Raw genomic sequence first — 26,191 nt, 5'->3', positions numbered from 1 at the left:
GCGCACTGGCGGAGCCGGGCCGAAGCGGTCTACTGACAGGTATGGCCGCCGTCGATCACAAGGCTGGCGCCCGTCATGAACCGCGACGCGTCCGAGGCAAGGTAGACCGCCAGCGCGCCAAGATCTTTCGGGGTGCCCCATGTGCCCATCGGGATGTCGGCGATCAGGCCCTCGATGATCTCGGGCTTCACCTTCTTCCAGTGCTCGTTCTGCTCGGTCCCGAACAGGCCGGGGCAGATCGCGTTGGCGGTGATCCCGTACTTCGCCCAGTCCACGGCCAGCGTGCGGGTAAACTGCTGCACCCCCGCCTTCGCGGTCTCATAGTGCCGCCCGCCAATGCCGCGCCCGGCGATCATCGCGTTGATCGACGCGATGTTGATGATCCGCCCGCCCTTGCCGGCGTCGATCATCGCTTTGCCGAGAATGCGCGCGCAGATGTAGGTCGAGGTCAGGTTCAGGTCCATGTACTGGCGCCACGTGTCCAGATCCAGATCCTCGGTCTGCACGTTCACGAACCGCCCGCCGACGTTGTTCAGCAGGATGTCGAAGCCGCCGATCTCGGCCACCGCCTTGTTGCAGACGTCTTCGCACTGTCCCATGTCGCCAAGGTCGGCCTCTAGCGTCCAAGCGGTGCGCCCGAAGGCGCGGATGTCTTCGGCGGTCTTCTGCAACGAGTCGGACGGACGCGCCACCAGCGCGATGTCGACACCGGCCTCGGCCAGCGCCAGCGCCATCTCGCGCCCCAGTCCTCGGCTGCCGCCAGTGATGAAGGCGCGCTTGCCGGACAGATCGAAACAGTAACTCATCGGACCCCCTTGTCGGTCATTGGCACGGTGCCCGAAGCGGGCCGCGCATCGTGTCGTGCGGGTCGTGGTTCGGTTCCGGCGGGGCGGGGTGCGATGGTCCCCGCCTGCATGGCGCGAACTGTGTGAGCCGTCCGCAAGCGTGTCAACGTGTTCCGCCCGAAGGGATTTAACGCAATTATTCAAATGCATCTTTGCGCGCCGGTCGCGTCGGTTTCCGGGCTTTTTCGCCGATGCGGCGGTGCGATTTCTCTTGAGAGCTGAAACATGAATCAGTATTCATGATCCATGTCGGGACCCACAGCACCCAAGACCAAGCGAGGCGCCGCGCGGCGCGAGGCGCTTTTGCGTGCCGCCGAGGCGGTGATCGGCGAGCAGGGCTTCGCCGCCTCGTCCATCGCCGACATCACCCGGCGGGCGGAAACGGCGCTTGGCACCTTCTACATCTACTTTTCCAGCAAGGAAGAGGTGTTCCGCGAACTGGTGCTGGAAATGGGCCGCCTGACCCGCGCGGGCGTTACGGAAGCGGTGCAGGGCGCATCCAACCGGCTGGAGGCAGAGAAGGCCGGTCTGCGCGCGTTCCTGCAGTTCGCCGCCGACCGTCCCGCGCTGTACCGCATCGTCGAAGAGGCGCGGTTCATCGACCCCGAAGTCTACCGCGCCTACTACGACAGCTTCGGTCGCGCCTATGTCGTTCAGTTGCAGCGCGCGCAGGCCAAGGGAGAAATCGGCCCCGGCGACCCCGAGGTCCGTGCGTGGGCCCTGATGGGCATGGCGATCAAGCTGGGCGAACGGTTCGTGCTGTGGGAAGACAAGCCCGACATCGATCACGTCGTCGAAGACGCCTTCGCGTTGATGCGGGACGGCCTGTCCCCCTGATCCGCCGCCGGGCCGGGCGAAAACGCCGTTGCGGCACAAGGCGCAAGACGTGTGGACCGGTTGGCAGAATCGCTCGAAGATGCGCGCCATGTTCGACCGCGTCCCCGACATGGCCGCCAAGCGCGCCGAGATCAGCCCGAACGTCGTCGCCTTCCGCGACGCGGGCACCGGGCGCGACTGGACCTTCGCGGAAATCGACCGCGCCGCGTCCGGCATGGCGCGCGGCCTGCGCGAGGCGGGCTATGCCAAGGGCGACCGGCTGGCGATCATCTGCCTGAACCGGGCCGAATTCTTCATCGCGCTGTTCGCTTGCCAGAAGTCTGGCGTCATCCTGTGCCCGCTGAACTGGCGCCAGCCCCTGCGCGAACTTGTGGTGACGGTCCGTCCCGCGGCGCCGCGCGGAATTCTGCACGATGCGCTGCACACCCGGCGCGCCCGCGCTCTGGCGGCGGCGTCGGGCATGGTGGTGCACGAGATCGAAACCGACATGGCCCGCTGGATGCGGCTGGACCCCTCCGGCCCGGCGCAGGCGGTCGATGGCGACCGGCCTTGGTACCTTCTGTTCACCTCGGGCACCACCGGGCGGCCCAAGGCGGTGATCAACACCGCCCGCATGGCGTGGGCCAACACGGTCAACATCGGGCAGGCGGTGGGTCTGACCGCCCGCGACGCGACGGTGAACTATCTGCCGCTGTTCCACACGGCGGGCATCAACCTGTACACGCTGCCAGCCTTCCTGACCGGGGCCTCGACGACGATCCTGCCACGCTTCGACGCGGCGGCGCTGCTGGCGTTGCTGGCAAGCGGGCAGGTCACGCAGTTCTTCGGCGTCCCGGCGATCTATCAGGCGTTCAGCCTGTCGCCCGGCCTTGATGCGGTGGACTGGTCCCGCGCCCGCTTCGGCTGTGGGGGCGCACCGCTGTCGGAACCCTTGATCCGCTTCTTCGCCGCGCGCGGGGCGCGGGTGCTGAACGGCTACGGGCTGACGGAAAGCGGCCCGACCGTGTTCCTGATGGATGCCGAACACGCGGAACAGAAAATCGGCTCGGTCGGACGGCCGCAGATGCTGACCGAGGTTCGGCTGGACGGCGTTCCGCCGGGGTCGGAACGGGCGGGCATGGCGGGCGAGGTGCTGATGCGCGGGCCGAACGTGACCCCCGGCTATTACGACGACCCGGCGGCGACTGCGGCAGCCATCGACGCGGACGGCTGGTTGCACACCGGCGATGTCGGGCGGTGGGATGCGGACGGGTACTTTCACCTCGTCGACCGGATGACCGACATGTTCATCTCTGGCGGAGAGAACGTGTATCCGGCAGAGGTCGAACGCATCCTGAACGACCATCCTTCGGTGTTGGAAGCGGCGGTCGTGGGCGTGCCCGATGACCGCTGGGGCGAAGTCGGCGCGGCCTTCCTGATCGCGCGGCCCGCCGCCGCGCCGGATCCGGCGGAACTGCGGGCATGGTGCCGCGACCGGCTGGCGGCTTACAAGGTGCCGAAGCTGGTGAACTTGCTGGACGACTTCCCGCGCACGCCCGCCGGAAAGGTACGCAAGCCCGAGCTTCGGAAGTTGCTGACATGAACTTGGACCTGTCCGAGGTGTGGTGCCCGACGCAGGCAGAGTTCGACGCCTTCGCCGCCCTGTCCGGCGACGCGAACCCGATCCATGTCGATCCCGAGTTCGCGGCGACGACGCCGTTTGGCCGGACCGTCAGCCACGGGATGCTGATCTATGCAAAGCTGTGGTCCATGCTGACGCGCGCTTGTCCGAACGCGCGTCACGTCGCGCATGACATGATGTTCCCGGCCCCCTGTTTCGCGCAGGACACGATCCACCTGTCGGTCGTGGGCCATGCCCCGGGGTCGGTGCTTCTGGTCGCCGTGCGCGAGGACGGGACAGAGGTCTTCACCGGCCGGGCCGAGCTGGCATGATCGACGTCGGACACTCTGCCGAGGTGCGGCGCCGGTTCACCCCGGCCGAGCTGTCCGCGTTGTGCGCGGCCGACCGGGTGCCCGAGCCTCTGCTCGCCGCGCTGATCTCGATGCTATTGGGGATGCATCTGCCGGGGCAGGGGACGAACTATCTCAAGCAGTCGCTTGCCTTCCCGGCCGCTGCGCCGCCGGATGCCGAAATCGTCGCGCGGGTGACGGTGACCCGGCTGCGCCCCGACACGCGGCTGGTGGATCTATGGGCCACCTGCCATGCCGACGGCGTGCTGGTCTGCGAAGGCCGTTCGCTGGTCAAGGCGGGTGTCGACACGATCTTCTAGAAAATCCTGTTCGCTCACCGCCCCGAGCGAAGGCGTCCGACGATGCCGGTCGGGAAGAAATAGACGCTCAGGATGAACAGCACGCCCAACCACAGAAGCCAGCGGTTCGGGTCCAGAAGGTCCGGGATCAGCGGCAGGCCCTGCGTCGCCTCGGACGCCACGCCCATCAGCGACTGCAGGTAGTTCTGCGCCAGCACGAAGATCGTCGCCCCCAGCACCGCGCCGTACATCGTGCCCATGCCGCCGATCACCACCATCAGCAGGATGTCCAGCATGATCTCGAAGCTCAGCGTGGTGTCCGGGCCGACATAGCGGAGCCAGATCGCGAACAGGCTGCCCGCGATGGCCGCGACCGCCGCAGACAGGCAGGTCGCCGTGACGCGATACCAGACGACGCGATAGCCGATCGCCTCGGCGCGGAAGTCGTTCTCGCGGATCGCCTGCAGCACCCGGCCGAAGGGCGAATTCACGATCCTGAGCAGCAGCAGGAACAGCACCAGACAGGCACCGAACACGAGGTAGTAGTTCAGCACCTTGCCGTTGACCCGGACGCCGAACAGTTCGCCCAGCCGGAAGGCGGGGGTCAGTTCGCGCGGGATCTGATAGTTCAGCCCGTCCTCGCCGCCGGTCAGGCCGGACAGCTGGCTGACCAGCACAGCGACCGCCGAGGCGACCGCCAGCGTGATCATCGCGAAGAAGATCGCCCGCACGCGCAGGGAAAACAGCCCGATCACCAGCGCAAGGACCGCCGCCGCCAGCGCCCCCGCGACGGTGCCGGTCAGCAGCGCGCCCCAGCCCCGGCCCATGTGGACCGAGGACAGCGCCACGCCATAAGCGCCAAGGCCGAAGAACATGGTGTGAGCGAAGCTGACGATGCCGGTGTAGCCCAGCAGCAGATCGTAGCTGGCCACCAGCACGATGAAGATGCAGATCCGCGCCGCCGTCTCAAGTGACCGAACGCCGGGGAACAGGAACGGCGCCAGCGCCAGCGCAACAAGGATGACAAGCAGCAGGACGGTCAGGACGGTGGAACGCGGCTTGTCGCCGGAAAGCAATCTGGTCAGCATGTCACTTCGCCTTCACCACCGGCATCATCCCCTGCGGGCGCCACATCAGCACGGCCGTCATCAGCCCGATGTTCGAGATCAGCGCCAGCTTGGGTTCAAGGAATGCGATGTAGTTCTGCAAGAGCCCCACCAGCAGCGCGCCGATGAACGCGCCTTCGACCGAACCCAGCCCGCCGATGATCACCACGATGAACACAAGGATCATCATCTCTTCGCCCATGCCGGCGGTGATGACCTCTTGGTACAGGCCCCACATCACGCCCCCCAGCCCGGCCAGCGCCGACCCGGCGATGAAGACGCCGATGAACACCAGCCGCAGGCGATAGCCCAGAGCCTCGACCATCTCGCCGTTTTGCACACCGGCGCGGACGATCAGGCCGATCCGGGTGCGGCGCAGAACCAGACGCATTGCGATGAACAGCACCAGTCCCACGGCCACCGCCAGCAGGCGATAGCGTTCGATGGCGGCACCGGCGAAGGTGATGGCGCCCTTCAGGGTCTCGGGGCGGTTCAGGAAGATTTCCTCGGGACCCCAGACAACGTGGATCAGCTGTTCGATGACGATCAGCCCGCCCACCGTCACAAGGATCTGCTTCAGGTGCGCGCCATAGACCGGGCGGACGATCACCCGCTCGAACCCCCATCCCAGCGCGCCGGTGACGCACATGGCGGCGACCACCGCCAGCAGGACGGCGGCGACGTTCAGCACCAGCGAGGGCGCGCCGGTCCAGCCGCCCAGCCAGATCAGCACGGTGATGCCCACGAAGGCGCCGACCGAAATAAAGGCGCCGTGGCCGAAGTTGATGATGTCCATCAGCCCGAACACCAGCGTCAGGCCAGATGCCATGATGAAGATCATCATCCCCATCGCCAGCCCGGACACCGTTAGGGTCAGCCAGCTGGACGTCGACCCGATGGCAAGAAAGCCCAGCACCACCAGCACCGGGATCAGAAGGTAGGGCGCGGCCTTTCCGATCCGGTCGGACAACGACAGGTCGGCGAAGGTCGGCTTATGATCGGGGGCGGCGGACATCAGTGCGCCTCCATGCTCAGGCCCATAAGGCGTTCCTGCAATTCGGCGCTGGCGGCAAGTTCCGCCATTGCGCCGGTCCAGACGACGCGGCCGTCGTCCATTACGGCGGCAGTGTCCCCCAGCGCCTTGGCGACCGAGAAGTTCTGTTCCACCAGCAGCACCGACGCGCCCTGCCGTTTCAGGTCGCGCAGCGCGCCGGCCATCGTCGACACGATGGCGGGGGCAAGGCCCTTGGTGGGTTCGTCGATCAGGTACAGCTTGCGCTCTTCCGCCATCGCGCGGGCGATGGACAGCATCTGCTTCTGGCCGCCCGACAGGTTCCCCGCCTCGGACCGCCAGAAGGTTTTCAGCGGCGGGAAGGCGGCAAAGATCCAGTCGAGGCGCGCCTTGTCCAGCGGGCCCGAGGCGGCGGCGAGGATCATGTTTTCCTCGACCGTCAGGTCGGTGAAGATGCCCATGTCCTCGGGGACGAAGCCGATCCCGGCGCGGGCGCGGGCGGGCGTGGGGATGTCGGTGATCGCGGCGCCGTCAAAGGCGATCTCGCCCGATTTCGCCTGCCAGTGGCCGATGATCGTGCGCAGCGTGGTGGTTTTGCCGACGCCGTTGCGGCCCAGCAGCATCGTCACCTGACCGCGCGGGACCTCAAGGTCGACACCCTGCAGGATGTGGTACTGGGCGATGTCAGTGTGGACGCCCTTTAGCGTCAGGATCGGATCAGACATCGGTCAGCTCCCGGCCCATGTAGGCCTCTTGCACCACGTCCGAGGCCATGACCGTCGCCGGGTCGCCGTCGGCGGCCAGCGCGCCGTTGTGCAGCACGATGATGCGGTCGGCGAGGGTGCGGATCACGTCCATCTTGTGCTCGACCAGCAGGATGGTGCGGTCGGTGTCGTGTTTCAGCTCGGCGATCAGATCCAGCACGACGGGCGCTTCGTCGACGCTCATGCCGGCGGTGGGTTCGTCGAACATATAGACCATCGGGTCCAGCGCGATCAGCATCGCGACTTCCAGCTTGCGCTGGTTGCCGTGGCTTAGCTCGGACACGTTCTGATCCTTCAGGGTGTCCAGCCGCACGCGGTCCAGCACCGCCATCGCGCGGGTGGTCAGTTCGACATGCGAGTCCGCCATCGAGAACAGCCCGAAGCCCTTGCGCTGATGCGCCTGAATGACCAGCCGGACGTTTTCCAGAACGCTCAGGTCCGGGAACAGGCTGGTGAGCTGGAACGCGCGGCCAAGCCCCTTGCGGCAGCGTTCCGCGACAGAGGTGCGGGTCACGTCCTCGCCCATCAGGCGGACGGTCCCGGCGGTGGCGGCGATCTGGCCGGAAATCAGGTTGAAATAGGTCGTCTTGCCCGCGCCGTTGGGGCCGACGATGGCGGTCAGCTGGCCGGCGGAAAAGGCGCAGGTGACGGCGTCCACCGCGACATGGCCGCCGAAGCGCACGGTCAGGCCGTCGGTTTCCAGAAGGGTCCGGGTCATGGGGGCTTTCGGCTGCGGTTCGTCTGCGGTTCGTTTGCGGGCGAAGGAACTGGGGAAGGGGGAGGGAAGGGCGCGCGACGTTTGGGTCGCGCGCCCAGGTCCGCGATCAGTTGTTGATCGGGATGTCCATGTCTTCGATGCCCAGTTCGCGGACCAGCACCGGGACGCCATAGTCCTTGCCGTCCTGAACTTCGGTCACGAAGTGGTACATGGTCTGCAGCGCCTGGTGGTCCTCGGCGCGGAACATCATCGGGCCTTTAGGGCCGTCCCATTCCATGCCTTCCATCGCCTCGATCAGCGCCTCGGTATCTTCGTAGGTGCCGGCCTTCTTGATCGCCTCGACGATGGCGATCCCCGCGGCCATGCCGCCTGCGGTGAAGAAATCGGGCGGGGTGCCGTGGCGTTCCATATGCTCGGTCACCAGCCAGTCGTTCACGTCGTTGTCCGGGATCTCGTAGTAATAATAGGTCGCGCCTTCCATGCCCGGCAGTTCCTTGTAGGCGGTCAGCGCCGCAAGGATGTTGCCGCCCGTGGCGATCTCGATGCCGAAGCGCGAGGGGTCCATCGCGTTGATCTTGGACATCGGGTTGCCGCCGCCGGCCCAGATGATGAACAGCTTCTTCTCGCCCTCGATGTCACCCATCGCGTTGAAGATGCGTTCCGCCGCGGCGGTGAAGTCGGTGGTGTCGGTGGGCACGTATTCTTCGTGCGCGAGCGTCGCGCCGGTGGCTTCCAGCGCGGTCTTGAATGCCGCCACGCCGTCACGGCCAAAGGCATAGTCCTGCGCCAGCGTCGCCACGGTCACGCCGTCGCCGCCCAAGGCTACGGCGTTGGCGATGGCGTCCTGCGACGAGTTGCGGCCGGTGCGGAAGATATAGCGGTTCCAGTTCGCGCCGGTGATCGAATCCGCCACCGCCGGTTCGACGATCAGCAGGCGTTCGTATTCCTCGGCCACCGGCAGCATCGCCAGCGCCACGCCCGAGCTGACGGGACCGACCGCGATATGCGCGTCGTCGTCGCCGTAGGCCTCGGCCAGCACGGCCTTGCCGACGTCGGGTTTCAGCTGGGTGTCCTTCTCGATCACGACGATCGGCTCGCCGTCGATCTCCATCGTGCCGCCGGTGGCGTATTCCAGCCCCAGCATCAGGCCGATGTGCGACTGTTCGGCATACGCTTCAAGCGCGCCGGTCTTGCCGTAGACATGGGCAATGCGGATTTCGGCGAAAGCCGGGCTGGCAAGCAACAGCGCCATGCTTCCGGCTGCAAGGATCTTCCTCATCCTGGACTCCTCCCTTTCAGGTCCGGTGATCTTGCTGAATTGTGAAACATGAATCAGCATTCACGTCAAGAACGCAGGCGGGTCTGTCGCGCCGCCAAAGCGCCGGATCGACCGCCCAGGCGAGAAGTGGGTCGCTTGGTGTGCTGAGTTCTTGTGCGGTCGGTGCAAGTTGTGCCAGATAAATGAACAGGACCGGCGCGCTGCCACGCCGCCGTCGCGCCGCGCTTGCGTCCGGCGGGCAAAATTTTACCGTTTGGACAAGCTCTGGAAAGGGCGAGTCCACACAGACCTGGGGGATCATCTGACATGTCGAAACTTCTCGTTCCCGCGCCGGTATCCCGCCGCCGCTTTCTGGCCGGTTCGGCCACCGCGCTGGCTGCGGCCGGCGCCCTGTCTCCGTCGAAGCTTTGGGCGCAAGAGACGCTGAAGGTCGCCGGGATCTACACCGTGCCGGTCGAGCAGCAGTGGGTCAGCCGCATCCACATCGCCGCGATGGCCGCGCAAGAGCGGGGCGATATCGAGTACACCTACTCGGAAAACACCGCGAACACCGACTATCCCCGCGTGATGCGCGAATACGCCGAACAGGGCTATGACCTGATCGTGGGCGAGATCTTCGGCGTCGAGCAAGAGGCCCGCGAGGTCGCCGCCGACTATCCCGACGTGGCCTTCCTGATGGGGTCGTCCTTCAAGGAAGACCCGGCGGTCCCGAACCTCGCCGTGTTCGACAATTACATCCAGGACGCCAGCTACCTGTCCGGCATCATCGCCGGCGCGATGTCCGAAACGGGCAACATCGGCATGGTCGGCGGCTTCCCGATCCCCGAGGTGAACCGCCTGATGCACGCCTTCATGGCGGGCGCGCGCGAGATGAACCCGGACATCACCTTCCAGGTGTCGTTCATCGGCTCGTGGTTCGATCCGCCCAAGGCCAAGGAAACCGCCTTCGCGATGATCGAGAACGGCGCGGACATGCTGTACGCCGAACGCTTCGGCGTGTCGGATGCGGCCAAGGAGCGCGGCCTGCTGGCGATCGGCAACGTGATCGACACGCAGTCCGACTATCCCGAAACCGTCGTCGCCTCGGCGCTGTGGCATTTCGAGCCGACGCTGGATGCCGCCATCGCCGCCGTGAAGGCGGGCGAGTTCACCGCCGCCGACTATGGCGTATATTCCTTCATGGCAGAGGGCGGCAGTTCGCTGGCGCCGCTGGGCACCTTCGAGGGCAAGGTCCCCGAAGAGGCGATGGCGCTGGTGGCCGAGAAGGAGGCCGCGATCAAGGCGGGCGAGTTCACCGTCGAGATCAACGACGAAGAACCGACGTCGATGTGATCATGGAAGGCGCAGGCCCGGCGCAGCCCGTTCTGCGCCTTTCCAACATCACCAAGCATTTCGGCCCCGTCGTCGCGAACGACGGGGTCTCGTTCGATCTGCACCGCGGCGAGGTGATCGCGCTGCTGGGCGAGAACGGCGCGGGCAAGACCACGCTGATGAACATCCTGTTCGGCCAGTACACCGCCGACGAGGGTTACGTGGAGCTGTTCGGCGAGCGTCTGCCGCCGGGCCGTCCCCGCGCGGCCTTGGACGCCGGGGTTGGCATGGTGCACCAGCATTTCACGCTGGCCGGCAACCTGACCGTCTGGGAGAACATCGTGCTGGGCGTCGACCGGCTGACCGCGGCGTCGCTGGGTCCTGCGAAGGTCCGGGCGCGAATCCGCGATCTGTCGGCCCGGTTTCACCTGAAGGTCGACCCTGACGCGCGCGTCGGCAGCCTGACGGTCGGCGAACGCCAGCGGGTCGAGATCCTGAAGGCGCTGTACCGCGACGCGAAGATCCTGATCCTTGACGAACCCACCGCCGTGCTGACGCCGCAGGAAACCGACGCCCTGTTCGCCACCCTGCGCGAGGCGGTGGGGCAGGGGCTGTCCGTCGTGTTCATCAGCCACAAGCTGCACGAGGTGCTGGCCATCGCATCCCGCGTCGTCGTCCTTCGGCACGGTCGGCTGGTCGCGGAGCGCGCGACCAAGGGCGCCACCCGCGAGGAACTGGCCGCGCTGATGGTCGGGGCCGAGGTCACCGCGCCCAGCTTCGAGCCGACCCAGCCGGGGCCGGTTTTGCTTTCGCTGAAAGACGTCAGCACCTCGGGCGAGGGTCGGGCGACCGGTCTGCGCAACGTGTCGCTGGACCTGCGGGCAGGGCAGATCACCGGACTGGCGGGCGTGTCGGGTAACGGTCAGGGCGCGCTGTCGGACCTGATCGCGGGGCTAGAGATCCCGGCGGCGGGAGAGATGTGGCTGGCCGGGTCGACGCCGCGCAGCTGGACCCCGCGCGCCGCCATTGCAGAAGGCATCGCCCGCATTCCCGAGGACCGGCACCACACCGGCACCATCGCCGACTTCAACCTGACGGAAAACGCGATCCTTGAGACCTACAGGTCCGGCTTCAGCAAGGGCGGCTGGATGAACTGGCCTGATGCCCGGCGCTTTGCGGGCGACCTGATCGACAAGTACGACGTGCGCTGTCCGGGGCGCGATACCCGCATCCGCCTGCTGTCGGGGGGCAACATGCAAAAGCTCATCCTTGGCCGCGTGCTGGAAGGCGAGCCGAAAATCATCCTTGCGAACCAGCCGGTGCGCGGGCTGGACATCGGCGCGGTGAACTATGTGCACGGTCAGCTGGCCGAGGCGCGGGCGCGCGGGGCGGCGGTGCTGCTGATCTCGGAAGACCTGGACGAGATCCAGCGCCTGTCCGACGTGATCCACGTCATTTCCGAAGGGCGCCTGTCGCCCGCCTTTGCGCGCGGCACGATGAAACCCGAGCACCTTGGCGCATGGATGGCGGGCCACGGGTTCGAGGAGACGACCCATGCGGCTTGAACCGATCCAAGCGCCCAGCTTCGCCCGCCGTGCCACGCCTCCGGCGCTGGCGATCGTTGCGACCTTCGCGGTCGCCGCGCTTCTTGCGATGATCGCGGGGGGCGACCCGCTGCGGGTGTTCGGGGAAATCGTGAAAGGCGCGGTCGGATCGAAGTTCGCCCTGCTGGAAACGCTGAACCGCGCGACGCCGCTGATCTTCACCGGCCTTGCCGTCGCCGTCGCGTTCCGCGCGAAGCTGTGGAACATCGGGGCCGAGGCGCAGTTGTACGCAGGCGCGGTGGTCACGGTGGTGCTGGGAACCGGCGCGCTGACCCTTCCGGCGCCGGTGCTGATCCCGGTGATCGGGCTGGCCGCCGCTTTGGCCGGGGCGCTGGTGCTGCTGGTTCCCGCGATCCTGAAGACCCGCTTCGGGGTGGACGAGGTGGTCACGACGCTGCTGTTCAACTTCATCTTCCTGCTGTTCGTGTCCTACCTGCTGGAAGGCCCGCTGAAGGACCCGATGGGCATGGGGTGGCCCAAGTCGCCGCGCCTGATCGAAGAGGCGCGCCTGCCGCGCATCGTCGAGGGGCTGCGCCTGCACTGGGGCTTCGCGCTGGCGCTGATCGCCGCCGTTGCGGTCTGGTTCATCCAGACCCGCACCACGCTGGGCTTCGAGATGCGCGCGGTCGGCCAGAACGCTGAAGCCGCGCGCTTTGCCGGGATGCCGGTGATGTCGGTGATCCTGAAGACCGCGCTGCTGTCGGGCGGCCTTGCCGCGCTGGCGGGCTTTTCCGAGGTGGCGGGGCTGAAGGGGTCGCTGACCTTGGATCTGTCACCGGGCTATGGCTACACCGGGATCGTGGTGGCGATGCTGGCGCTGCTGCACCCCTTGGGCGTGGTGGTGGCGGCGCTGTTCGTCGCGGCGATCTTCGTCGGCGCCGACAGCATGAGCCGCGCGGTGGGCGTGCCGACCTACCTTGCCGACATCATGCTGGCGACGGCGCTGCTGCTGATGGTGCTGGCGATCCTGCTGACCAAGTTCCGCGTGCGGAGAGACTGATGGAATTCCTCGACATCCTTCTGTCCGCCAGCTTCTGGGCCGCCGCGATCCGCATCGCGTCGCCGCTGATCTTCGCCACGCTGGGCGAACTGATCTGCGAACGCGCGGGCGTGCTGAACCTCGGGATCGAGGGGATCATGGTCGCGGGCGCCTTCGCGGGCTGGATCGCCGTCTGGGCCGGGCTGCCGCTGTGGGGCGGGGTGGCGGTGGCCTTCGCCACCGGGATGGCGCTGGGCTGTGTGCATTCGATCCTGTCGGTGCCCTTCGGGCTGTCGCAGCATGTCGTCGGCGTCGGGCTGACCCTGCTCGCCACGGCGCTGACCTTCTACACCTACCGCGTCGTGCTGCCCGAGGTGTCTTCGCCCCCGAAGATCCAGGCCTTCACGCCGGTCGAGATCCCGCTGTTGTCGAAGATCCCGCTGATCGGCCCGGCGCTGTTCAACCAGACGCCGCTGACCTACGCCGCATTCGTGATGGTCGCGGTGGTGGCGGTGGTGCTGTACCGCACGCCGGTCGGCCTTGCCGTCCGCGCGGCGGGCGAGAACCCCTCGGCCGTGGCGGCGCAGGGACTGTCGGTCACCGGCATCCGCATGGGCGCGGTGATCGTGGGGTCGGGGCTGATGGCGGTGGGCGGGTCGTTCCTGACCCTGTCGGCCTTCGACAGCTTCTTCTTCGACATGGTCAACGGACGCGGCTGGATCTGCATCGCGCTGGTGGTGTTCGGCGCGTGGCGGCCCGGCAAGGCGCTGCTGGGCGCGATCCTGTTCGCCGCCTTCGACGCCTTCCAGATCCGCCTGCAACAGACCAGCGTGGGCGGTGTCCTTCCCTACCAGGTGTTCCTGATGATGCCTTACATCCTGTCCATCCTTGCCCTTGTGATCATGTCGCGCCGGGCCGAGGTTCCCGCCGCGCTGATGGTGCCGTTCAACAAGGGGGAACGCTGATGTTCGATCTGCTGGTAAAGGGCGGCACGCTGCCCGACGGCCAGGTGGCCGACATCGCGATCACCGGCGACCGCATCGCCGAGGTCGCGCCGAAGATCGACGCTGACGCGCGCGAGGTGATCGACGCCACCGGCGACCTTGTCGCGCCGCCCTTCGTGGACCCGCATTTCCACATGGACGCCACGCTGTCCTACGGCCTGCCGCGCGTGAACGCCTCGGGCACGCTGCTGGAAGGCATCTCGCTGTGGGGCGAACTGCGCGACATCGCCACCGTGGACGAGATGGTCGAGCGCGCGCTGCGCTATTGCGACTGGGCGGTGTCGATGGGCCTGCTGGCGGTACGCACCCATGTCGACACCACCCCCGATCACCTGAACACCGTGACCGCGATGCTTGAGGTGAAAGAGAAGGTGAAGCCCTATCTCGACCTGCAGCTTGTCGCCTTCCCGCAGGACGGGCTGTACCGCGCGCCCACGGGCCGCCAGAACGTGATCCGCGCGCTGGACATGGGCGTCGACGTGGTCGGCGGCATCCCGCATTTCGAGCGCACGATGGCCGATGGCGCCGCCTCGGTCCGCGACCTGTGCGAGATCGCGGCGGATCGCGGCCTGCCCATCGACCTGCACTGCGACGAAACCGACGATCCCCATTCCCGCCATGTCGAGACGCTGGCCTACGAGGTGCAGCGGTTGGGCCTTGGCGGCCGGGCGACCGGCAGTCACCTGACCTCGATGCACTCGATGGACAACTACTATGTCTCGAAGCTGCTGCCGCTGATCGCCGAGGCGGGCGTCGCCGCGATCCCGAACCCGCTGATCAACATCGTGCTTCAGGGGCGGCATGACACCTTCCCCAAGCGGCGCGGGCTGACGCGGGTGAAAGAGATGCAGGCGCTGGGCATCGACGTGGGCTGGGGGCAGGATTGCGTGCTGGACCCGTGGTACTCACTGGGCACCGCCGACATGCTGGACGTGGCCTTCATGGGGCTGCACGTCGCCCAGATGACCCACCCCGACGAGATGGCGCGCTGCTTCACGATGGTGACCGAAACCAACGCCAAGATCGTCGGACTGGACGGCTACGGGCTGGCCAAGGGCTGCATGGCGTCGCTGGTGGTGCTGGACGCCGCCGACCCGACCGAGGCGGTGCGGCTGCGTCCGTCCCGGTTGGCGGTGGTGTCGAAGGGCAAGGTCGTGTCGCGGTCCGCGCGGGGCGACGGGGCGCTGTCGATCCCGGGCCGCCCCGATGCGGTGCGCCGCCGGCGCGGCGGCTAACGCCCGCGTTCGACGGTTGCGAAGGGGCGCACGGGCTGGCCTGCGGCGGCGGCCTCGCACTGGCCTCGGATCAGGTGGATCTCTGCCTCGTGGCAGGCGCACAGCTGTTGCCAGCGGGTGTCGTTCATATCCGCCCCGCGCCACGCCGACATGGTGACAAGGCATTGCGCGGGGTCCAGTCCGCAGACCTCGGCGGGCACCACCCGGATCGAGATGCGCGGCACCATCGCGCCCGGCTCGCCCAGCAGGAAATCGACGATACGCCGGTCCGGGTCCGCCGCGATGGCGAACCGCGTTTCCGACCCGTCGAACAGCGACCGTCCGGCGTAGATCCCCGGCGCACCCGGCACGGGGGCCGTGTTCATGCAGCCCAGCGACCAGCCTCCCAGCGCGATCGGGTCGGACACGAAGGCAAAGGCCGTGTCCGCCGGAACGTCTAGCCGCGCCGAGACCGCGTGGCCGTGATCCTGTGGCGCGGTGATCATGCAGGCGCCCGCAGTTGCGCCAGCGCACCCAGCAGGCGGTTCACCCCGTCCTCGGTCGTGACAGATCCGGGCGACAGGCGCAGGGTGCGGCCCCGGCAGTCGGTGTACAGCCCGACCTCGCGCAGGCTGGACACAACGCTGGCCGGTTCCGGTCCTTCGGGCAGACGCAGCATGACGCTGCCGCCCCGGCGCGCGTCGTCGTCCGGGCTGACCGGGGTCAGGCCAAGTTCGGGCGCGGCGTCCAGAATGCGCCGCGACAGCGCGCGGTTGTGCGCCAGCATCGCCGCTCCGTCCTGCGCCGCGTTCCATTCCAGCGCCGGAACCGAGCCAAGACAGGCCAGCGCCGAGGGCGTGCCGTGGTCGAACCGCCGTGCGTCGGACGCGAAGGTGAAGGCATCCAGATCCCACGAGAACGGGTTCTCTTGGCTGAACCAGCCGCGCAGTTCCGGGCGGCACTGTTCCAGCAAGGGGCGCGCGACGTGCAGGATGCCCGCGCCCGAGGTGCCGCCCAGCCATTTCAGACTGGTCGAGACGGTAAAGTCCACGGCGGGCGCGTCGACGCGATAGGGCAGCAGGCCGATCCCCTGCGTGACGTCGACCCCAACAAGGCTGCCCATCTTCCGCCCGTGCGCCACCAGCGTTTCAAGGTCGCACCGGTGCGACGCGGTCGAGGTCACGAAGGTCAGCAGCGCCAGCCCGACGGTGTCGTCCCACGCGGCGATCATGTCCTCGTCGCGCACCCAGCTTTCGCCCTCGCGCAGCGGCACGGTGTGCAGGGTGAAGCCCAGCCGCGGCGCCAGTCCGGCCAGCAGGAAATGCAGGCTAGGGAAACAGTCGCCCGCCACCAGCAGGCTGCGGCCGCGCAGGTGGTCCTCCGGCAGGCCGCCGATCAGGCTTAGCAGCGCGGTGGTCACGTTCTCGGCCGAGGTTACCGTCCCCGCCTCGGCGCCGATCAGCTGGCACCACAGGTCGATGAATCGTTGCCGCCCGCCCAGCACCTGCGGCCACTGGCTGTCGTCCGGCGTGCCCCATGTCTGCGCGTAATCGGTCAGTGCCGCCGCCATCGCCTCGGACTTGCCGGGGTACATGCCGATCGAGTGGTACAGGAAATAGCCCGAGCCGTCGGTGTTGGATGTCATGGCGCGAAGGTCTCCGTATTGGGGTAGGGGTCAGAAGCCCATCAGGGTGGGCAGCCAAAGGCTGAGGCCGGGGAAGGCGGCGACGATAGCAAGCGTGATCAGCGACACCAACAGGAAGGGTGCCGTTTCGCGCAAAAGCGGGATCAGGCCGCACCCCGCCAGCCGCTCGGCCGCGAACAGGCACACGCCCAGCGGCGGGGTCAGCAGGCCGACGTTGAGGTTCAGGATGGCGATGACGCCGAAGTGCAGCGGATCGATGCCCGCGTGCATCGCGGCGGCGGACAGCAGCGGGCCGAACAGGATGATCACCGTGGTCGGGTCGATCACCATGCCAAGCACCAGCAGAACCGCGTTGAAGATCAGCATGGTGCCGACATAGCCTAGGCCCATGCCCTCGATCTGGCCGCCGATCAGGCGCGGGACGTTCTCCATCCCCATCACCCAGCTGAACGCGGCACCGCATCCGACGATGATCAGCAGCTGCCCCGAGAACAGCGCCGACCGTCCGAACACCGGCCACAGGTCCCGAACGCGGATCGCGCGGTACAGCACCAGCGAGATCAGCGCGGCATACAGCGCGGCGACGGCCCCGGCCTCGGTCGGGGTCATCAGCCCGCCCAGCATCCCCGCAAGGATGATCACCGGCAGCATCAGCGGCAGGATCGCCTGCCCGGTGACGCGGGTCATCGCGCGCGGGCTGCGGTCCATCTCGACCGTCGGGAAGTTCTGCCGCCGCGCCTGTACCGCGATCAGCAGCATCTGCGCCGCGCCGATCAGCAGGCCCGGCACCAGCGTCGCCGCCATCAGCGCGCCGATCGACAGGTCGGTCATCGACCCGTAGATCACCGCGATCAGCGACGGTGGCACCATCGGCCCAATGATCGAGGACGACGCGGTCACCGCAGCGGCGTAGGCGGCGGAATAGCCCTGTTGCACCATCGCCGGGATAAAGATCCGCCCCAGCGCGGCGATGTCGCCCAGCGCGACCCCGGTGATCCCCGCGAACAGGATCGAGGCGCCGACGTTCACCTGCGCCAGCCCGCCCCGCATCCAGCCGAACAGCGCGTTGGCGAAGGACACAAGCCGTTCGGTGATGCGCCCGGCATTGACCAGCTCGCCCGCAAGGATGAACAGCGGCACGGCCATCAGCACGAAGCTGTCCATGCCCTGAAACACCCGTTCGGCGATCACCGGCAGGGCGTAGAAATTATCGGTGAACAGCGTCCACGCAAGGATCGCGGCGATCATCGACCACGCCACGGGAAGCCCGAGGATCAGCAGCGCCACGAAACTGACGATGAGAACGGTCAGCGACGGTGTCATTCGACGGGCGGCCCGTACACGATCCGCAGCACCGAGAAGCCCGCGGCGCAGACGAAGGCGACCGGCATCACGGCATAGGGATACGACAGCGGAATGCCCATGCCCGGGCTGTCCTGCCCGTGGGCGAACAGCATCGCGTCCAGCCCGTACCACGCCAGAACAAGGAAGACGGCCAGCGAAACGGTTTCCAGTCCCGCCTCCAGCACGCGCCGCGCCTTGGCCGACAGGCGTCCGAACGCGGCGGGCAGCAGGTCGATGCGGATGTTGGTGGCGTCGCGCACGCCCAGCGCCGCGGCCATCATCGCCATCCAGATCATCGCGAACCGCGCGGTCTCTTCCGCGAACAGCGGCACGCTGCCAAAGACGTACCGGCTGACGACCTGAAAGATCACCAGCCCGGTCAGCGCCATCAGGCAGAGTGCGACGAGGCCGCGCAGGGCCCCGTCGACAAGGTTCACGATCCGCATCATCGGCGCGGGGCTCACTCGGCGCCAGCGGCCGAGATGGCTTCGTCGACCAGCGCGGGCGTGTCGACGTTCTCTTTCAGCCACTCGATTGCGACCGGCTGCATGATCTCGGCGAAGGCCGCCTTCGCGGCATCGTCCAGTTCCAGCACCTCGACGCCGTTCCCGCGGGCGAAGTCCACGGCGGCACTGTCCTTCGCGCTCGACGTGTCCCGGTTGAAGTTGATCGCCGCTTCGGCCGCGGCCATGATCACCGCCTGCTTGTCCGCGTCGAGACCGGAAAAGAAGCCGTCGTTGATGCCCAGCGGGCCGAAGGCATAGGTGTGCGCGGTCAGCGCCAGGTGCGGCTGCACCTCGTACAGCTTCACAAGGTTGAAGACGGTGACAGAGTTGTCCTGCCCATCAACCACACCGGTTTTCAGCGAGGTGTACAGCTCGCTGAAGGCCACCGGCGCGGCAGAGGCACCCAGCGCCTCGACCGGAATGGTGGCAAGCGGGCCGAGAACGCGCATCTTCAGACCCTCCATGTCGGCGGGCGTAGCGATCGGGGTGCTGGCGCTGAAATGCTTGAACCCGCCGGATTCCCACCAGCCCAGCACCTTGATGCCGGTCTCTTCGCGCAGCGACTCCGCCAGCGCGTCGCCGAACTCGCCGTCCAGCACGGCGCGTGCCTGTTCGATGCTGGAGAACAGGTAAGGCATGTTCAGGATCTGGATGTCGGGAAAGACGGTGGCGATGTTGCCGTCGGCGGCATCGCTCATCTGGATCACGCCGCGGCGCATCTGCGCCAGCCGGTCGTTCGGTGCCCCCAGCGCACCGCCATAGACGATGTCCACGGTCATGTCGGAATTGGCTTCGACCTCGGTCTTGAAGGTCTCGTACATGCCGTTGATGAAGTCGAAATCGGCCATGCCCTCGGGCAGCGACAGCCCGACCTTGATGTCTTGGGCAAAGGCCGGGATCGCGGCCGACGTGGCAAGGGCGCCGGCGACGGCAAGCGCGCGGAAAATGGTTTTCACGGAAGAACTCCCTGTTGATGGAGCCGGGCACATGGGTGCGCCTCGGGTGTTTCTTGGCGGTCTGCGCATGACCCGCCGCAACGGGTCGCGGCCCGGCTGGCCAGCCTCGGAGGAGACGCGCTGGCGCAGGGACAGCTTTCACCATAGGGGCCCGACAACAGCCCGGAAGCCAAAAAATAATCAGGGTGATAACCGATGGTTATCCCGTCAGCGGTCGCCTGCCGGAACCGGGGCCGCACCGCCGCCGGTCGCGGCCGTCTCGGACACACCGCCGGGCAGGGCCCGCGCCGCCCGCGCCAGCCGGTCGGCCAGCGCGGCGGCCGCCGGGGTCGGCACGCTGGCGCGCCGCCGGATCAGGCACAGGTCCGCGCCCTGCATCCGCTCGGCGACGGGCACCTCGACCACGCCCACGGGTGCGGCGATGGAATGCACCATCTCCAGCGGGATCAGCCCGACCATGTCGCTGGCCGAAACCGTCGTCATCAGCCCGGTGAAGGTCTCGCAGGTCACCATGCAGGCCGGTCGCGGCAGTCCGGCCCCGTGCATCGCCGCCCGCAACGCCTGTGCGGTGGCGCATTCCTGCGTCGGCAGCACCCACTCCGCCTCGGCAAGCGCCTCAAGCGAGGTTGCGCCCGCCAGCGGATGCCCGATGCGGACGACGGGCGTCAGCGTGGTCGACAGCAGCGGCACGCGCAGCAGGTCCTCGGGCCAGTTCTCTTCCGGCGCGGGCGAGATCGCGAAATCCAGCGCCCCCTCGCGGACCTGCGGCAGCAGGAACGGATAGGCGCTGGCGGCGACGCGGACCCGCACGTCGGGCCACTCCTTGCGGAACCCGCTCATAACGCGCGGCATCAGCAACGTCGCGGGCATATGCGCCAGCGCAACCGACACCGACCCGGCCCGTTCGCCCTTGATGTGGTTCAGCGTGTCGATCCCGGCCTTCAGCTCGGCATCGACCAGCCGCGCGTGCATCAGCAAGGCCTGCCCGTACTCGGTCAGTTCCGCGCCATGAACGGACCGGTCGAACAGCCGCACGTCCAGATCGGTCTCCAGCCGCTGCAACGCCTTCGTCACCGCAGGCTGGCTCAGCCCCAACGCGCGCGCGGCCCCATGCTGACTCCCGGTGTCCACGATGGCCAGAAATATCCTCAGAGGGTTCAGCTTCATGCCCGCACGGTCCTTTCAGCGCCCAGTCCGAAGTGTCCGGTCCAAATCGTCCGGTCCCCGCCCCCTGCGCTTCTTCTCTTTCCAAGTACCTTGGGGGGAGGGAGCGGGCGCAGCGCGCGGGGGGCAACGCCCCCTCTTTGCCGCGCGTCCCTCAGTACCCGGCGTCGCGGTCGACGCGGAACAACAAAGGCTCGCCCGCCTCGGACCGGCGGATGTTCTCGGCGACCACCTCGGACGCGGTGTCGGCGCGGGTCTCGCTGGCGACGTGGGGGGTGATCGTCACCTTGGGATGCGCCCAGAACGGGTGATCCGCCGGCAGCGGCTCGACCCGGAACACGTCCAGCGTCGCGTGGCCGACGTGGCCCCGGTCCAGCGCCGCGATCAGGGCGTCGTCGTCGATCAGCGGCCCGCGGCCGGGGTTCACGATGACCGCGCCCTCCGGCAGCGCCGCCAGCCGGTCGGCATCCATCAGGTTCGTGGTCGCCGGCGTGTCGGGCAGCAGCAGGACAAGGATCTCTGCCGTCGACAGGGCCCGCGCCAACCCATCGTCGCCGGACAGGCAGGTGACGCCCTCGATGTCCTTCTGGCTGCGGCTCCAGCCGGTGACGGGAAAATTCAGCGCCGCCAGCGCGCGGGCGCAGGCGCTGCCCAGTTCGCCAAGGCCCAGCACCGTGACGGGACGGTTGCGCGCCAGCGGCGGCGGCGCCCAGTGCCAGGTGTGGTCCGGGTTCACGATATGCGCATCCATCCCAAGGTGATGGCGCAGCACGTGGCCGGTGACGTATTCCACCATGCCCTCGGTCAGGCCGGTGTCGACCATCCGGGTCAGCGGCTGGGTCAGGGTGGGGTTGCCGGTGATCTTCTCGACCCCGGCCCACAGGTTCAGCACCGCCTTGGCGCGGGTGAAGGGCGAAAAGTCGGTGGGCGTGTCGCGCGGGGCATAGATGATGTAATCGACCTCGGCCGGGGGCCAGTCCAGCCGGATTTCGGCGTCGATGCCTGCCGCCGCCAGCGCGGCGGTCAGCGGGTCGCGATAATCGGGCCAGCGGTCGGCGCCGCCGTCGAACAGGATCTTCAGTGTCATGAGCGCAGTCTGGGTCGGTGTATGTGGGCGGACTGGACCAGTCCGAAGGCAATGAGTAGCACCAGCATCGCCGAGCCGCCATAGCTGACCAGCGGCAGCGGCACGCCCACCACGGGGGCCAGCCCCATGACCATCGACATGTTCACCGCGAAATACAGGAAGAACGTCGCCGCGATCCCCAAGGTCAGGATCGCGCCATACCGGTTCTGGTTGTTCATCGCGGACACGACGCAGAAGAAGATGATCAGCGCGTAGATCGACAGCAACGACACGCCGCCGATGAACCCGAATTCCTCGGCCAGCGTGGTGAAGATGAAGTCGGTGTGCTTCTCGGGCAGGAAGTTCAGCCGCGACTGGGTGCCCTGCATGAAGCCGCGTCCGGTCCAGCCGCCGGACCCCAGCGCGATCTTCGACTGGGTGATGTGATAGCCCGCGCCCAGCGGATCCGTTTCCGGGTTCAGGAAGGTGTCGATCCGCCGGTACTGGTAGTCTTTCAGCAACTGCCACGCCGTGCCGCGGGAATAGAACACCGCCGTCACCATGCCGCCGCCCGCCGCCGCCACCGCGGCGAAGTACATCCAGTTCACGCCCGCCACGAACATCACAAGCGCGCCGCCGATCACCAGCAGCAGCGCGGTGCCAAGGTCGGGCTGGCGCAGCACAAGGTACGTGGGCAGCAGGATCAGCACCACGGGCACCACCACCCAAAGCGGCCGCGACACCTTTTTGACGTCAAGCCAGTCGTAATAGGCCGCCAGCAGCATCACGAGCGTGACCTTCATCAGCTCGGAGGGTTGCAGACGAAAGCCGCCGATCTCGATCCACCGCTGGGCGCCCATGCCGATGGCGCCCATGAACTCCACCCCGATCAGCAGCAACAAAGACACGGCATAGGCCACGCCAGAGATATTGCGCCAGAACCAGATCGGGACCATCGCGACCGAGATCATCAGCACCAGCCCCAGCGCGAACCGCTTCATCTGCGGTTCGACCCAAGGAGACATCGAGCCGCCCGCGACCGAATACAGCATGATGAACCCGACAGAGGCCGCCGCCGACACCAGCAGCAGGATCGCCCAGTTCAGGTACAACACCTTCGAGATGCCGGTCGGCACCCGCTTGACGGTATACTCAAGATAGCTCACGCGCGGATCTTACCGCCTGAATAGCTGGACGGGTCGCGCAGCGGCAGTTCCTGCTGGCGTGTGCGGATCGTGCCGCGCTGGCTGGACGGGTACGCGTCCAGCGGCGGGGTGCCGCCGTACAGCGCCTGCAACATGATGTCCCGCGCGATGGGCGCCGCCACCGCCGAACCGCCGCCGCCGTGTTCGACCACGACCGAACAGGCGACCTGCGGCCGGTCATAGGGCGCGTAGCACACGAACAGCGCGTGGTCGCGCCGGTTCCACGGCAGGTCGTCGTTGCTGGTCACGCCGCGCGCGCGTTCCGCCGCGGTGATGTTGCGCACCTGACTGGTGCCGGTCTTGCCGGCAAGCTCCATGCCGTCCGCCACCACCCGGCTGGACCGGGCGCTGCCGTGTCGGCCGTTCGTCACCGCCCACATGCCCTCGCGGACATAGTTCAGGTGGTCCGGATCGATATCCAGCACGCCGGCCTCTTGCACGATCTCTTCGGCGTTGATCGACTTGATCAGCCGCGGCGTCAGCGCGCGGCCGGTCGCGATGCGCGAGGTCATCACCGCCAGCTGCAGCGGCGAGGCCAGCACGAAGCCCTGTCCGATCCCGGCGTTCAGCGTGTCGCCGATCAGCCAGTCGGCGTCGCGGTTCTCGCGCTTCCATGCCTTGGTGGGGGTCAGGCCCTCGACCACGGCGGACAGCGGCACGTCGTGGCGCTGCCCAAGGCCCAGCCGACGCGCCATCGCGGTGATCTTCTCGATCCCCACGCGTTCGGCGATCTCGTAGAAATAGACGTCGCAGGATTGTTCCAGCGCGCCGGACAGCGACAGACGGCCGTGGCCGCCCCGCCGCCAGCAGTGGAACCGGCGCTGGCCCAGTTCCTTGTAGCCGCCGCAGAAGATCGATTCCTCGCGGTCGATCACGCCGTCCTCCAGCGCCGCCAGCGCCACCACCATCTTGAAGGTCGAGCCGGGCGGATACGCGCCCTGTACGGTCTTGTTCGACAGCGGGCGGTGGTCGTTCTCGAGAAGCGCGCGGTAGTCGGGCACGCTGATGCCGCGCACGAACAGGTTCGGGTCAAAGGACGGGGCGGATGCGATCCCAAGGATGTCGCCGCTGCCGCAGTCCATCACGACCGCGCTTGCGCTTTCCTCGCCCAGCCGGACCTGAATGTAGTTCTGCAGCGCGCTGTCGATGGTCATCTGGACGTTGTCGCCGGCGCCGCCCTCGACCCGGTCCAGTTCGCGCATCACGCGGCCTTGGGCATTCACCTCGATCCGGCGGGTCCCGGCCTGACCGCGCAAGTCGTGTTCCATCCGCGCCTCGACCCCGGTCTTGCCGACCTGGAATTTCGGGATCTGCAGGACGGGATCCTCGTCCTCGGACAGGTAGCCCTCGGTCAGGTCATAGTCGCTGACCGGGCCGACGTAGCCGACGATATGCGCGAAGTCGCGGTCCATCGGATAGATCCGGCTTTGCCCGACTTCGGGACTGACGCCGGGCAGGGCGGGGGCGTTCACCGCCACCTCCGAGAATGCTTCCCAGCTTAGCCGGTCGGCCACCGTGACGGGCACGAACGGGCTGCGGCGGTCGATCTCGTTCTTTACCCTTTCCAACTCTTCTTCGGGAAGTTTTATGATCCTTTGCAGTCTTCCCAGCACTTCTTCAACATCACCGGCATCTTCCTTGACCATCACGACGCGATAGTTCTGCTCGTTCTCGGCAAGGATCACGCCGTTGCGGTCATAGATCAGCCCGCGCGACGGGGCGATCAGCCGGATGTTGATCCGGTTCTCGTCGGCCAGCAGGCGGAACTGGTCCGCCTGGTCCACCTGCATGTACCGCATCCGCGCCGTCAGCAGCGCGGCGAAGGCGGCCATCGCGCCGCCCAGAACGAACCCGCGGCGGCTGACCTTGCGGGCGCCGGCCTCGGTGTCTTTCGGAGTACGTCTCATTTCGCGGCCCTCGTGGCATCGAAGTCTGCGGGGTTGATTTTCTGCACCTTGAACACGACCCGCGCCAGCACGACGACGATCGGGTAGGTGACAAGCGTCGCGATCATTTCAAGCAGCAGCAGCGCGAACCGGGCCTGCGGCACGGCGAACAGCAGCAACAACAACCAGTACCCGATATGGATCATCGCAAGAAACACCGCGACGGTCACGATTTCGACCATCAGCGGCTGTTCGCGCAGCGTCGCCTCGCGCGAGCGCAGCGCCTCGACCGCGATCACCACCAGCGCCGTCCACAGACCCGGCGGGCGCATGTACAGCAGGTCAGTCATCAGGAAGACGGCGGCGATCAGCAGCGTCGGCACGTACTGCGGACGGCGCAGCACCCACGCAAGGGTGATGCACAACAGCAGGTCGGGCCCCGGATAACCGTCGGGGCCAAGGTCGGTCGGCAGGATGTGCATCAGCATCAGGAACAGCGCGAGCCCGGCATACAGCGCGCCGTACAGCCAACGGACGGTGGCGCGGTTCCTATCCATCGCCCGCCTCTTCCAACAGGCCAAGCGACTCTTCCGGCGGCAGCACCAGCCGCCCCGGATCGGTCACCGGCGCCTTCGGATGCGACCGCAGCACACGCAGGTACTCCAGCCGCTCGTAGTCGGCGGCCAGCCGGATGCGCAGCCTGCGGTCCGGCCCCTGCACGACGGTGCCCACCAGCACGCCTGCGGGGAACACGCCGCCGTCGCCCGAGCTGACGACACGGTCGCCGGGCCGCACCAGCTCGGGGCTTTCCAGAAAATCGATCGGCGGCAACTTGGTGTTGTCACCGGACAGGATCGCCTTCTGCCCCGAGGGCTGGATCGTCACCGGGATGCGGCTGTTGGAATCGGTCAGCAGGATCACCCGCGCGGTGTTCGATCCGACACCGCTGATCCGGCCCACCAGCCCCAGCCCGTCGGTCGCGGCCCAACCATCGACGATGCCGTCACGCTCGCCAATGTTCAGCAGCACCGACTGCCGGAACGGCGACCCGCTGTCCGCCAGAACCACGCCGGTGACGAAGGTCAGCTTCGGATCGAGCCGCACGTTGTTCAGGTCCAGAAGCTTGGCGTTCTCCTGTTCCAGCTGAAGCGCCGCTTCCTTCCACGCCTTCATCTGCTGCAATTCGCGCCGCAGTTCCTGGTTCTGTTCGTAGATGCGGGTGTAGGACTGAAAGTTCTCGACCATGTCGACAACCTTGGTCACCGGCACCATCACGAACGAGAAGCTGGGCACGAACCGGTCGATGACCTGCGCGCGCAGCCGTTCGGCGCGGGGGCTGTCGATCCGCCAAAACAGGAAGGTCGCGAACAGCGCAAACAGAAGCACGCCGATCAGGATACGCCTGACCGGGCGGACATAACTGTCGCTTCCGCCGTTCTTCGTTCCGTTTCTGGCCACGTCCGTCTCCGCGTCGCCGGTTCGCACCCGGCCGGCCGC

Annotated in this window: 26 protein-coding genes; 9 read left to right on the top strand and 17 right to left on the bottom strand. The window is 67.3% G+C overall.

Going from position 1 to position 26,191, the window contains the following annotated elements; translation table 11 throughout:
* Positions 1-29: 29 nt before the first annotated feature.
* Positions 30-806, bottom strand: coding sequence for an SDR family NAD(P)-dependent oxidoreductase (locus tag P1K30_RS20405; RefSeq protein ID WP_275634631.1), 777 nt, complete (start codon positions 804-806; stop codon positions 30-32).
* A gap of 285 nt (positions 807-1,091) precedes the next feature.
* On the opposite strand from P1K30_RS20405, the gene P1K30_RS20400 reads away from it, so the two are divergent.
* The 4 genes from P1K30_RS20400 to P1K30_RS20385 all read left to right on the top strand — a co-directional run bounded on the left by P1K30_RS20400 (position 1,092) and on the right by P1K30_RS20385 (position 3,952).
* Positions 1,092-1,682 (top strand): TetR/AcrR family transcriptional regulator, encoded by a 591-nt coding sequence (locus tag P1K30_RS20400; RefSeq protein ID WP_275634630.1) that lies wholly within the window; start codon positions 1,092-1,094, stop codon positions 1,680-1,682.
* 88 nt (positions 1,683-1,770) lie between these two features.
* Complete coding sequence (locus P1K30_RS20395) at positions 1,771-3,264, top strand: class I adenylate-forming enzyme family protein (RefSeq protein WP_275634629.1); 1,494 nt, start codon at positions 1,771-1,773, stop codon at positions 3,262-3,264.
* Complete coding sequence (locus tag P1K30_RS20390) at positions 3,261-3,614, top strand: MaoC family dehydratase (protein WP_275634628.1); 354 nt, start codon at positions 3,261-3,263, stop codon at positions 3,612-3,614. The genes P1K30_RS20395 and P1K30_RS20390 overlap by 4 nt, the downstream gene beginning before the upstream one ends.
* Complete coding sequence (locus P1K30_RS20385) at positions 3,611-3,952, top strand: hotdog family protein (protein ID WP_275634627.1); 342 nt, start codon at positions 3,611-3,613, stop codon at positions 3,950-3,952. The genes P1K30_RS20390 and P1K30_RS20385 overlap by 4 nt, the downstream gene beginning before the upstream one ends.
* A gap of 14 nt (positions 3,953-3,966) precedes the next feature.
* On the opposite strand, the gene P1K30_RS20380 is transcribed toward P1K30_RS20385, so the two are convergent.
* From P1K30_RS20380 to P1K30_RS20360, 5 genes are all read right to left on the bottom strand, one after another.
* Positions 3,967-5,019 (bottom strand): branched-chain amino acid ABC transporter permease, encoded by a 1,053-nt coding sequence (locus tag P1K30_RS20380; RefSeq protein ID WP_275634626.1) that lies wholly within the window; start codon positions 5,017-5,019, stop codon positions 3,967-3,969.
* Between the two features lies 1 nt (position 5,020).
* Positions 5,021-6,052, bottom strand: a complete 1,032-nt coding sequence (locus P1K30_RS20375) for a branched-chain amino acid ABC transporter permease (RefSeq protein WP_275634625.1) — start codon at positions 6,050-6,052, stop codon at positions 5,021-5,023.
* Entirely contained in the window at positions 6,052-6,774 is a 723-nt protein-coding gene (locus P1K30_RS20370; RefSeq protein ID WP_275634624.1) for an ABC transporter ATP-binding protein, read from the bottom strand. Before P1K30_RS20370 ends, P1K30_RS20375 begins: the two co-directional genes overlap by 1 nt.
* The gene (locus tag P1K30_RS20365; protein ID WP_275634623.1) at positions 6,767-7,531 is read right to left on the bottom strand and encodes an ABC transporter ATP-binding protein; all 765 of its coding nucleotides are present in this window, start codon (positions 7,529-7,531) and stop codon (positions 6,767-6,769) included. The genes P1K30_RS20370 and P1K30_RS20365 overlap by 8 nt, the downstream gene beginning before the upstream one ends.
* Positions 7,532-7,637: 106 nt before the next feature.
* Positions 7,638-8,810, bottom strand: coding sequence for a substrate-binding domain-containing protein (locus tag P1K30_RS20360; protein WP_275634622.1), 1,173 nt, complete (start codon positions 8,808-8,810; stop codon positions 7,638-7,640).
* Between the two features lie 306 nt (positions 8,811-9,116).
* Between P1K30_RS20360 and P1K30_RS20355 the strand changes: the two genes are divergently transcribed.
* From P1K30_RS20355 to P1K30_RS20335, 5 genes are read left to right on the top strand one after another with little or no spacing between them, the layout of a single operon-like run.
* Complete coding sequence (locus tag P1K30_RS20355; protein ID WP_275634621.1) at positions 9,117-10,142, top strand: BMP family protein; 1,026 nt, start codon at positions 9,117-9,119, stop codon at positions 10,140-10,142.
* A gap of 2 nt (positions 10,143-10,144) precedes the next feature.
* Positions 10,145-11,686, top strand: coding sequence for an ABC transporter ATP-binding protein (locus tag P1K30_RS20350; RefSeq protein ID WP_275634620.1), 1,542 nt, complete (start codon positions 10,145-10,147; stop codon positions 11,684-11,686).
* Positions 11,676-12,725 (top strand): ABC transporter permease, encoded by a 1,050-nt coding sequence (locus tag P1K30_RS20345; protein ID WP_275634619.1) that lies wholly within the window; start codon positions 11,676-11,678, stop codon positions 12,723-12,725. The genes P1K30_RS20350 and P1K30_RS20345 overlap by 11 nt, the downstream gene beginning before the upstream one ends.
* Complete coding sequence (locus P1K30_RS20340) at positions 12,725-13,669, top strand: ABC transporter permease (protein ID WP_275634618.1); 945 nt, start codon at positions 12,725-12,727, stop codon at positions 13,667-13,669. Before P1K30_RS20345 ends, P1K30_RS20340 begins: the two co-directional genes overlap by 1 nt.
* The gene (locus tag P1K30_RS20335; protein WP_275634617.1) at positions 13,669-14,943 is read left to right on the top strand and encodes an amidohydrolase family protein; all 1,275 of its coding nucleotides are present in this window, start codon (positions 13,669-13,671) and stop codon (positions 14,941-14,943) included. The genes P1K30_RS20340 and P1K30_RS20335 overlap by 1 nt, the downstream gene beginning before the upstream one ends.
* Here the strand turns inward: P1K30_RS20335 and P1K30_RS20330 are convergent.
* From P1K30_RS20330 to mreC, 11 genes are all read right to left on the bottom strand, one after another.
* Entirely contained in the window at positions 14,940-15,428 is a 489-nt protein-coding gene (locus tag P1K30_RS20330; RefSeq protein WP_275634616.1) for an SRPBCC family protein, read from the bottom strand. The two genes, P1K30_RS20335 and P1K30_RS20330, sit on opposite strands and share 4 nt — an antisense overlap.
* Entirely contained in the window at positions 15,425-16,567 is a 1,143-nt protein-coding gene (locus P1K30_RS20325; protein WP_275634615.1) for an aminotransferase class V-fold PLP-dependent enzyme, read from the bottom strand. Before P1K30_RS20325 ends, P1K30_RS20330 begins: the two co-directional genes overlap by 4 nt.
* 30 nt (positions 16,568-16,597) lie before the next feature.
* On the bottom strand, positions 16,598-17,890 hold the full coding sequence (locus tag P1K30_RS20320) for a TRAP transporter large permease (protein WP_275634614.1): 1,293 nt from the start codon (positions 17,888-17,890) through the stop codon (positions 16,598-16,600).
* The gene (locus tag P1K30_RS20315) at positions 17,887-18,375 is read right to left on the bottom strand and encodes a TRAP transporter small permease (RefSeq protein ID WP_275634613.1); all 489 of its coding nucleotides are present in this window, start codon (positions 18,373-18,375) and stop codon (positions 17,887-17,889) included. Before P1K30_RS20315 ends, P1K30_RS20320 begins: the two co-directional genes overlap by 4 nt.
* Positions 18,372-19,373, bottom strand: a complete 1,002-nt coding sequence (locus P1K30_RS20310) for a TRAP transporter substrate-binding protein (protein ID WP_275634612.1) — start codon at positions 19,371-19,373, stop codon at positions 18,372-18,374. Before P1K30_RS20310 ends, P1K30_RS20315 begins: the two co-directional genes overlap by 4 nt.
* A 207-nt stretch (positions 19,374-19,580) precedes the next feature.
* The gene (locus P1K30_RS20305) at positions 19,581-20,540 is read right to left on the bottom strand and encodes a LysR substrate-binding domain-containing protein (RefSeq protein WP_275634611.1); all 960 of its coding nucleotides are present in this window, start codon (positions 20,538-20,540) and stop codon (positions 19,581-19,583) included.
* 151 nt (positions 20,541-20,691) lie between these two features.
* Positions 20,692-21,624, bottom strand: a complete 933-nt coding sequence (locus P1K30_RS20300) for a 2-hydroxyacid dehydrogenase (protein WP_275634610.1) — start codon at positions 21,622-21,624, stop codon at positions 20,692-20,694.
* Entirely contained in the window at positions 21,621-22,769 is a 1,149-nt protein-coding gene (rodA, locus tag P1K30_RS20295; RefSeq protein WP_275634609.1) for a rod shape-determining protein RodA, read from the bottom strand. Before rodA ends, P1K30_RS20300 begins: the two co-directional genes overlap by 4 nt.
* Entirely contained in the window at positions 22,766-24,715 is a 1,950-nt protein-coding gene (mrdA, locus tag P1K30_RS20290) for a penicillin-binding protein 2 (RefSeq protein ID WP_275634608.1), read from the bottom strand. The genes rodA and mrdA overlap by 4 nt, the downstream gene beginning before the upstream one ends.
* Positions 24,712-25,251 (bottom strand): rod shape-determining protein MreD, encoded by a 540-nt coding sequence (locus P1K30_RS20285; protein ID WP_275634607.1) that lies wholly within the window; start codon positions 25,249-25,251, stop codon positions 24,712-24,714. Before P1K30_RS20285 ends, mrdA begins: the two co-directional genes overlap by 4 nt.
* Positions 25,244-26,152 carry a rod shape-determining protein MreC gene (gene mreC, locus P1K30_RS20280; RefSeq protein ID WP_275634606.1) on the bottom strand — a complete coding sequence of 303 codons (909 nt, stop codon included), beginning with the start codon at positions 26,150-26,152 and terminating at the stop codon, positions 25,244-25,246. Before mreC ends, P1K30_RS20285 begins: the two co-directional genes overlap by 8 nt.
* Positions 26,153-26,191 lie beyond the last annotated feature (39 nt).

The sequence above is a fragment of the Psychromarinibacter halotolerans genome (assembly GCF_029168315.1).
GTDB lineage: Bacteria > Pseudomonadota > Alphaproteobacteria > Rhodobacterales > Rhodobacteraceae > Psychromarinibacter > Psychromarinibacter halotolerans.
Note: the sequence above shows the minus strand (reverse complement) of the source record. Positions and strands in the feature narration are given on the sequence as shown.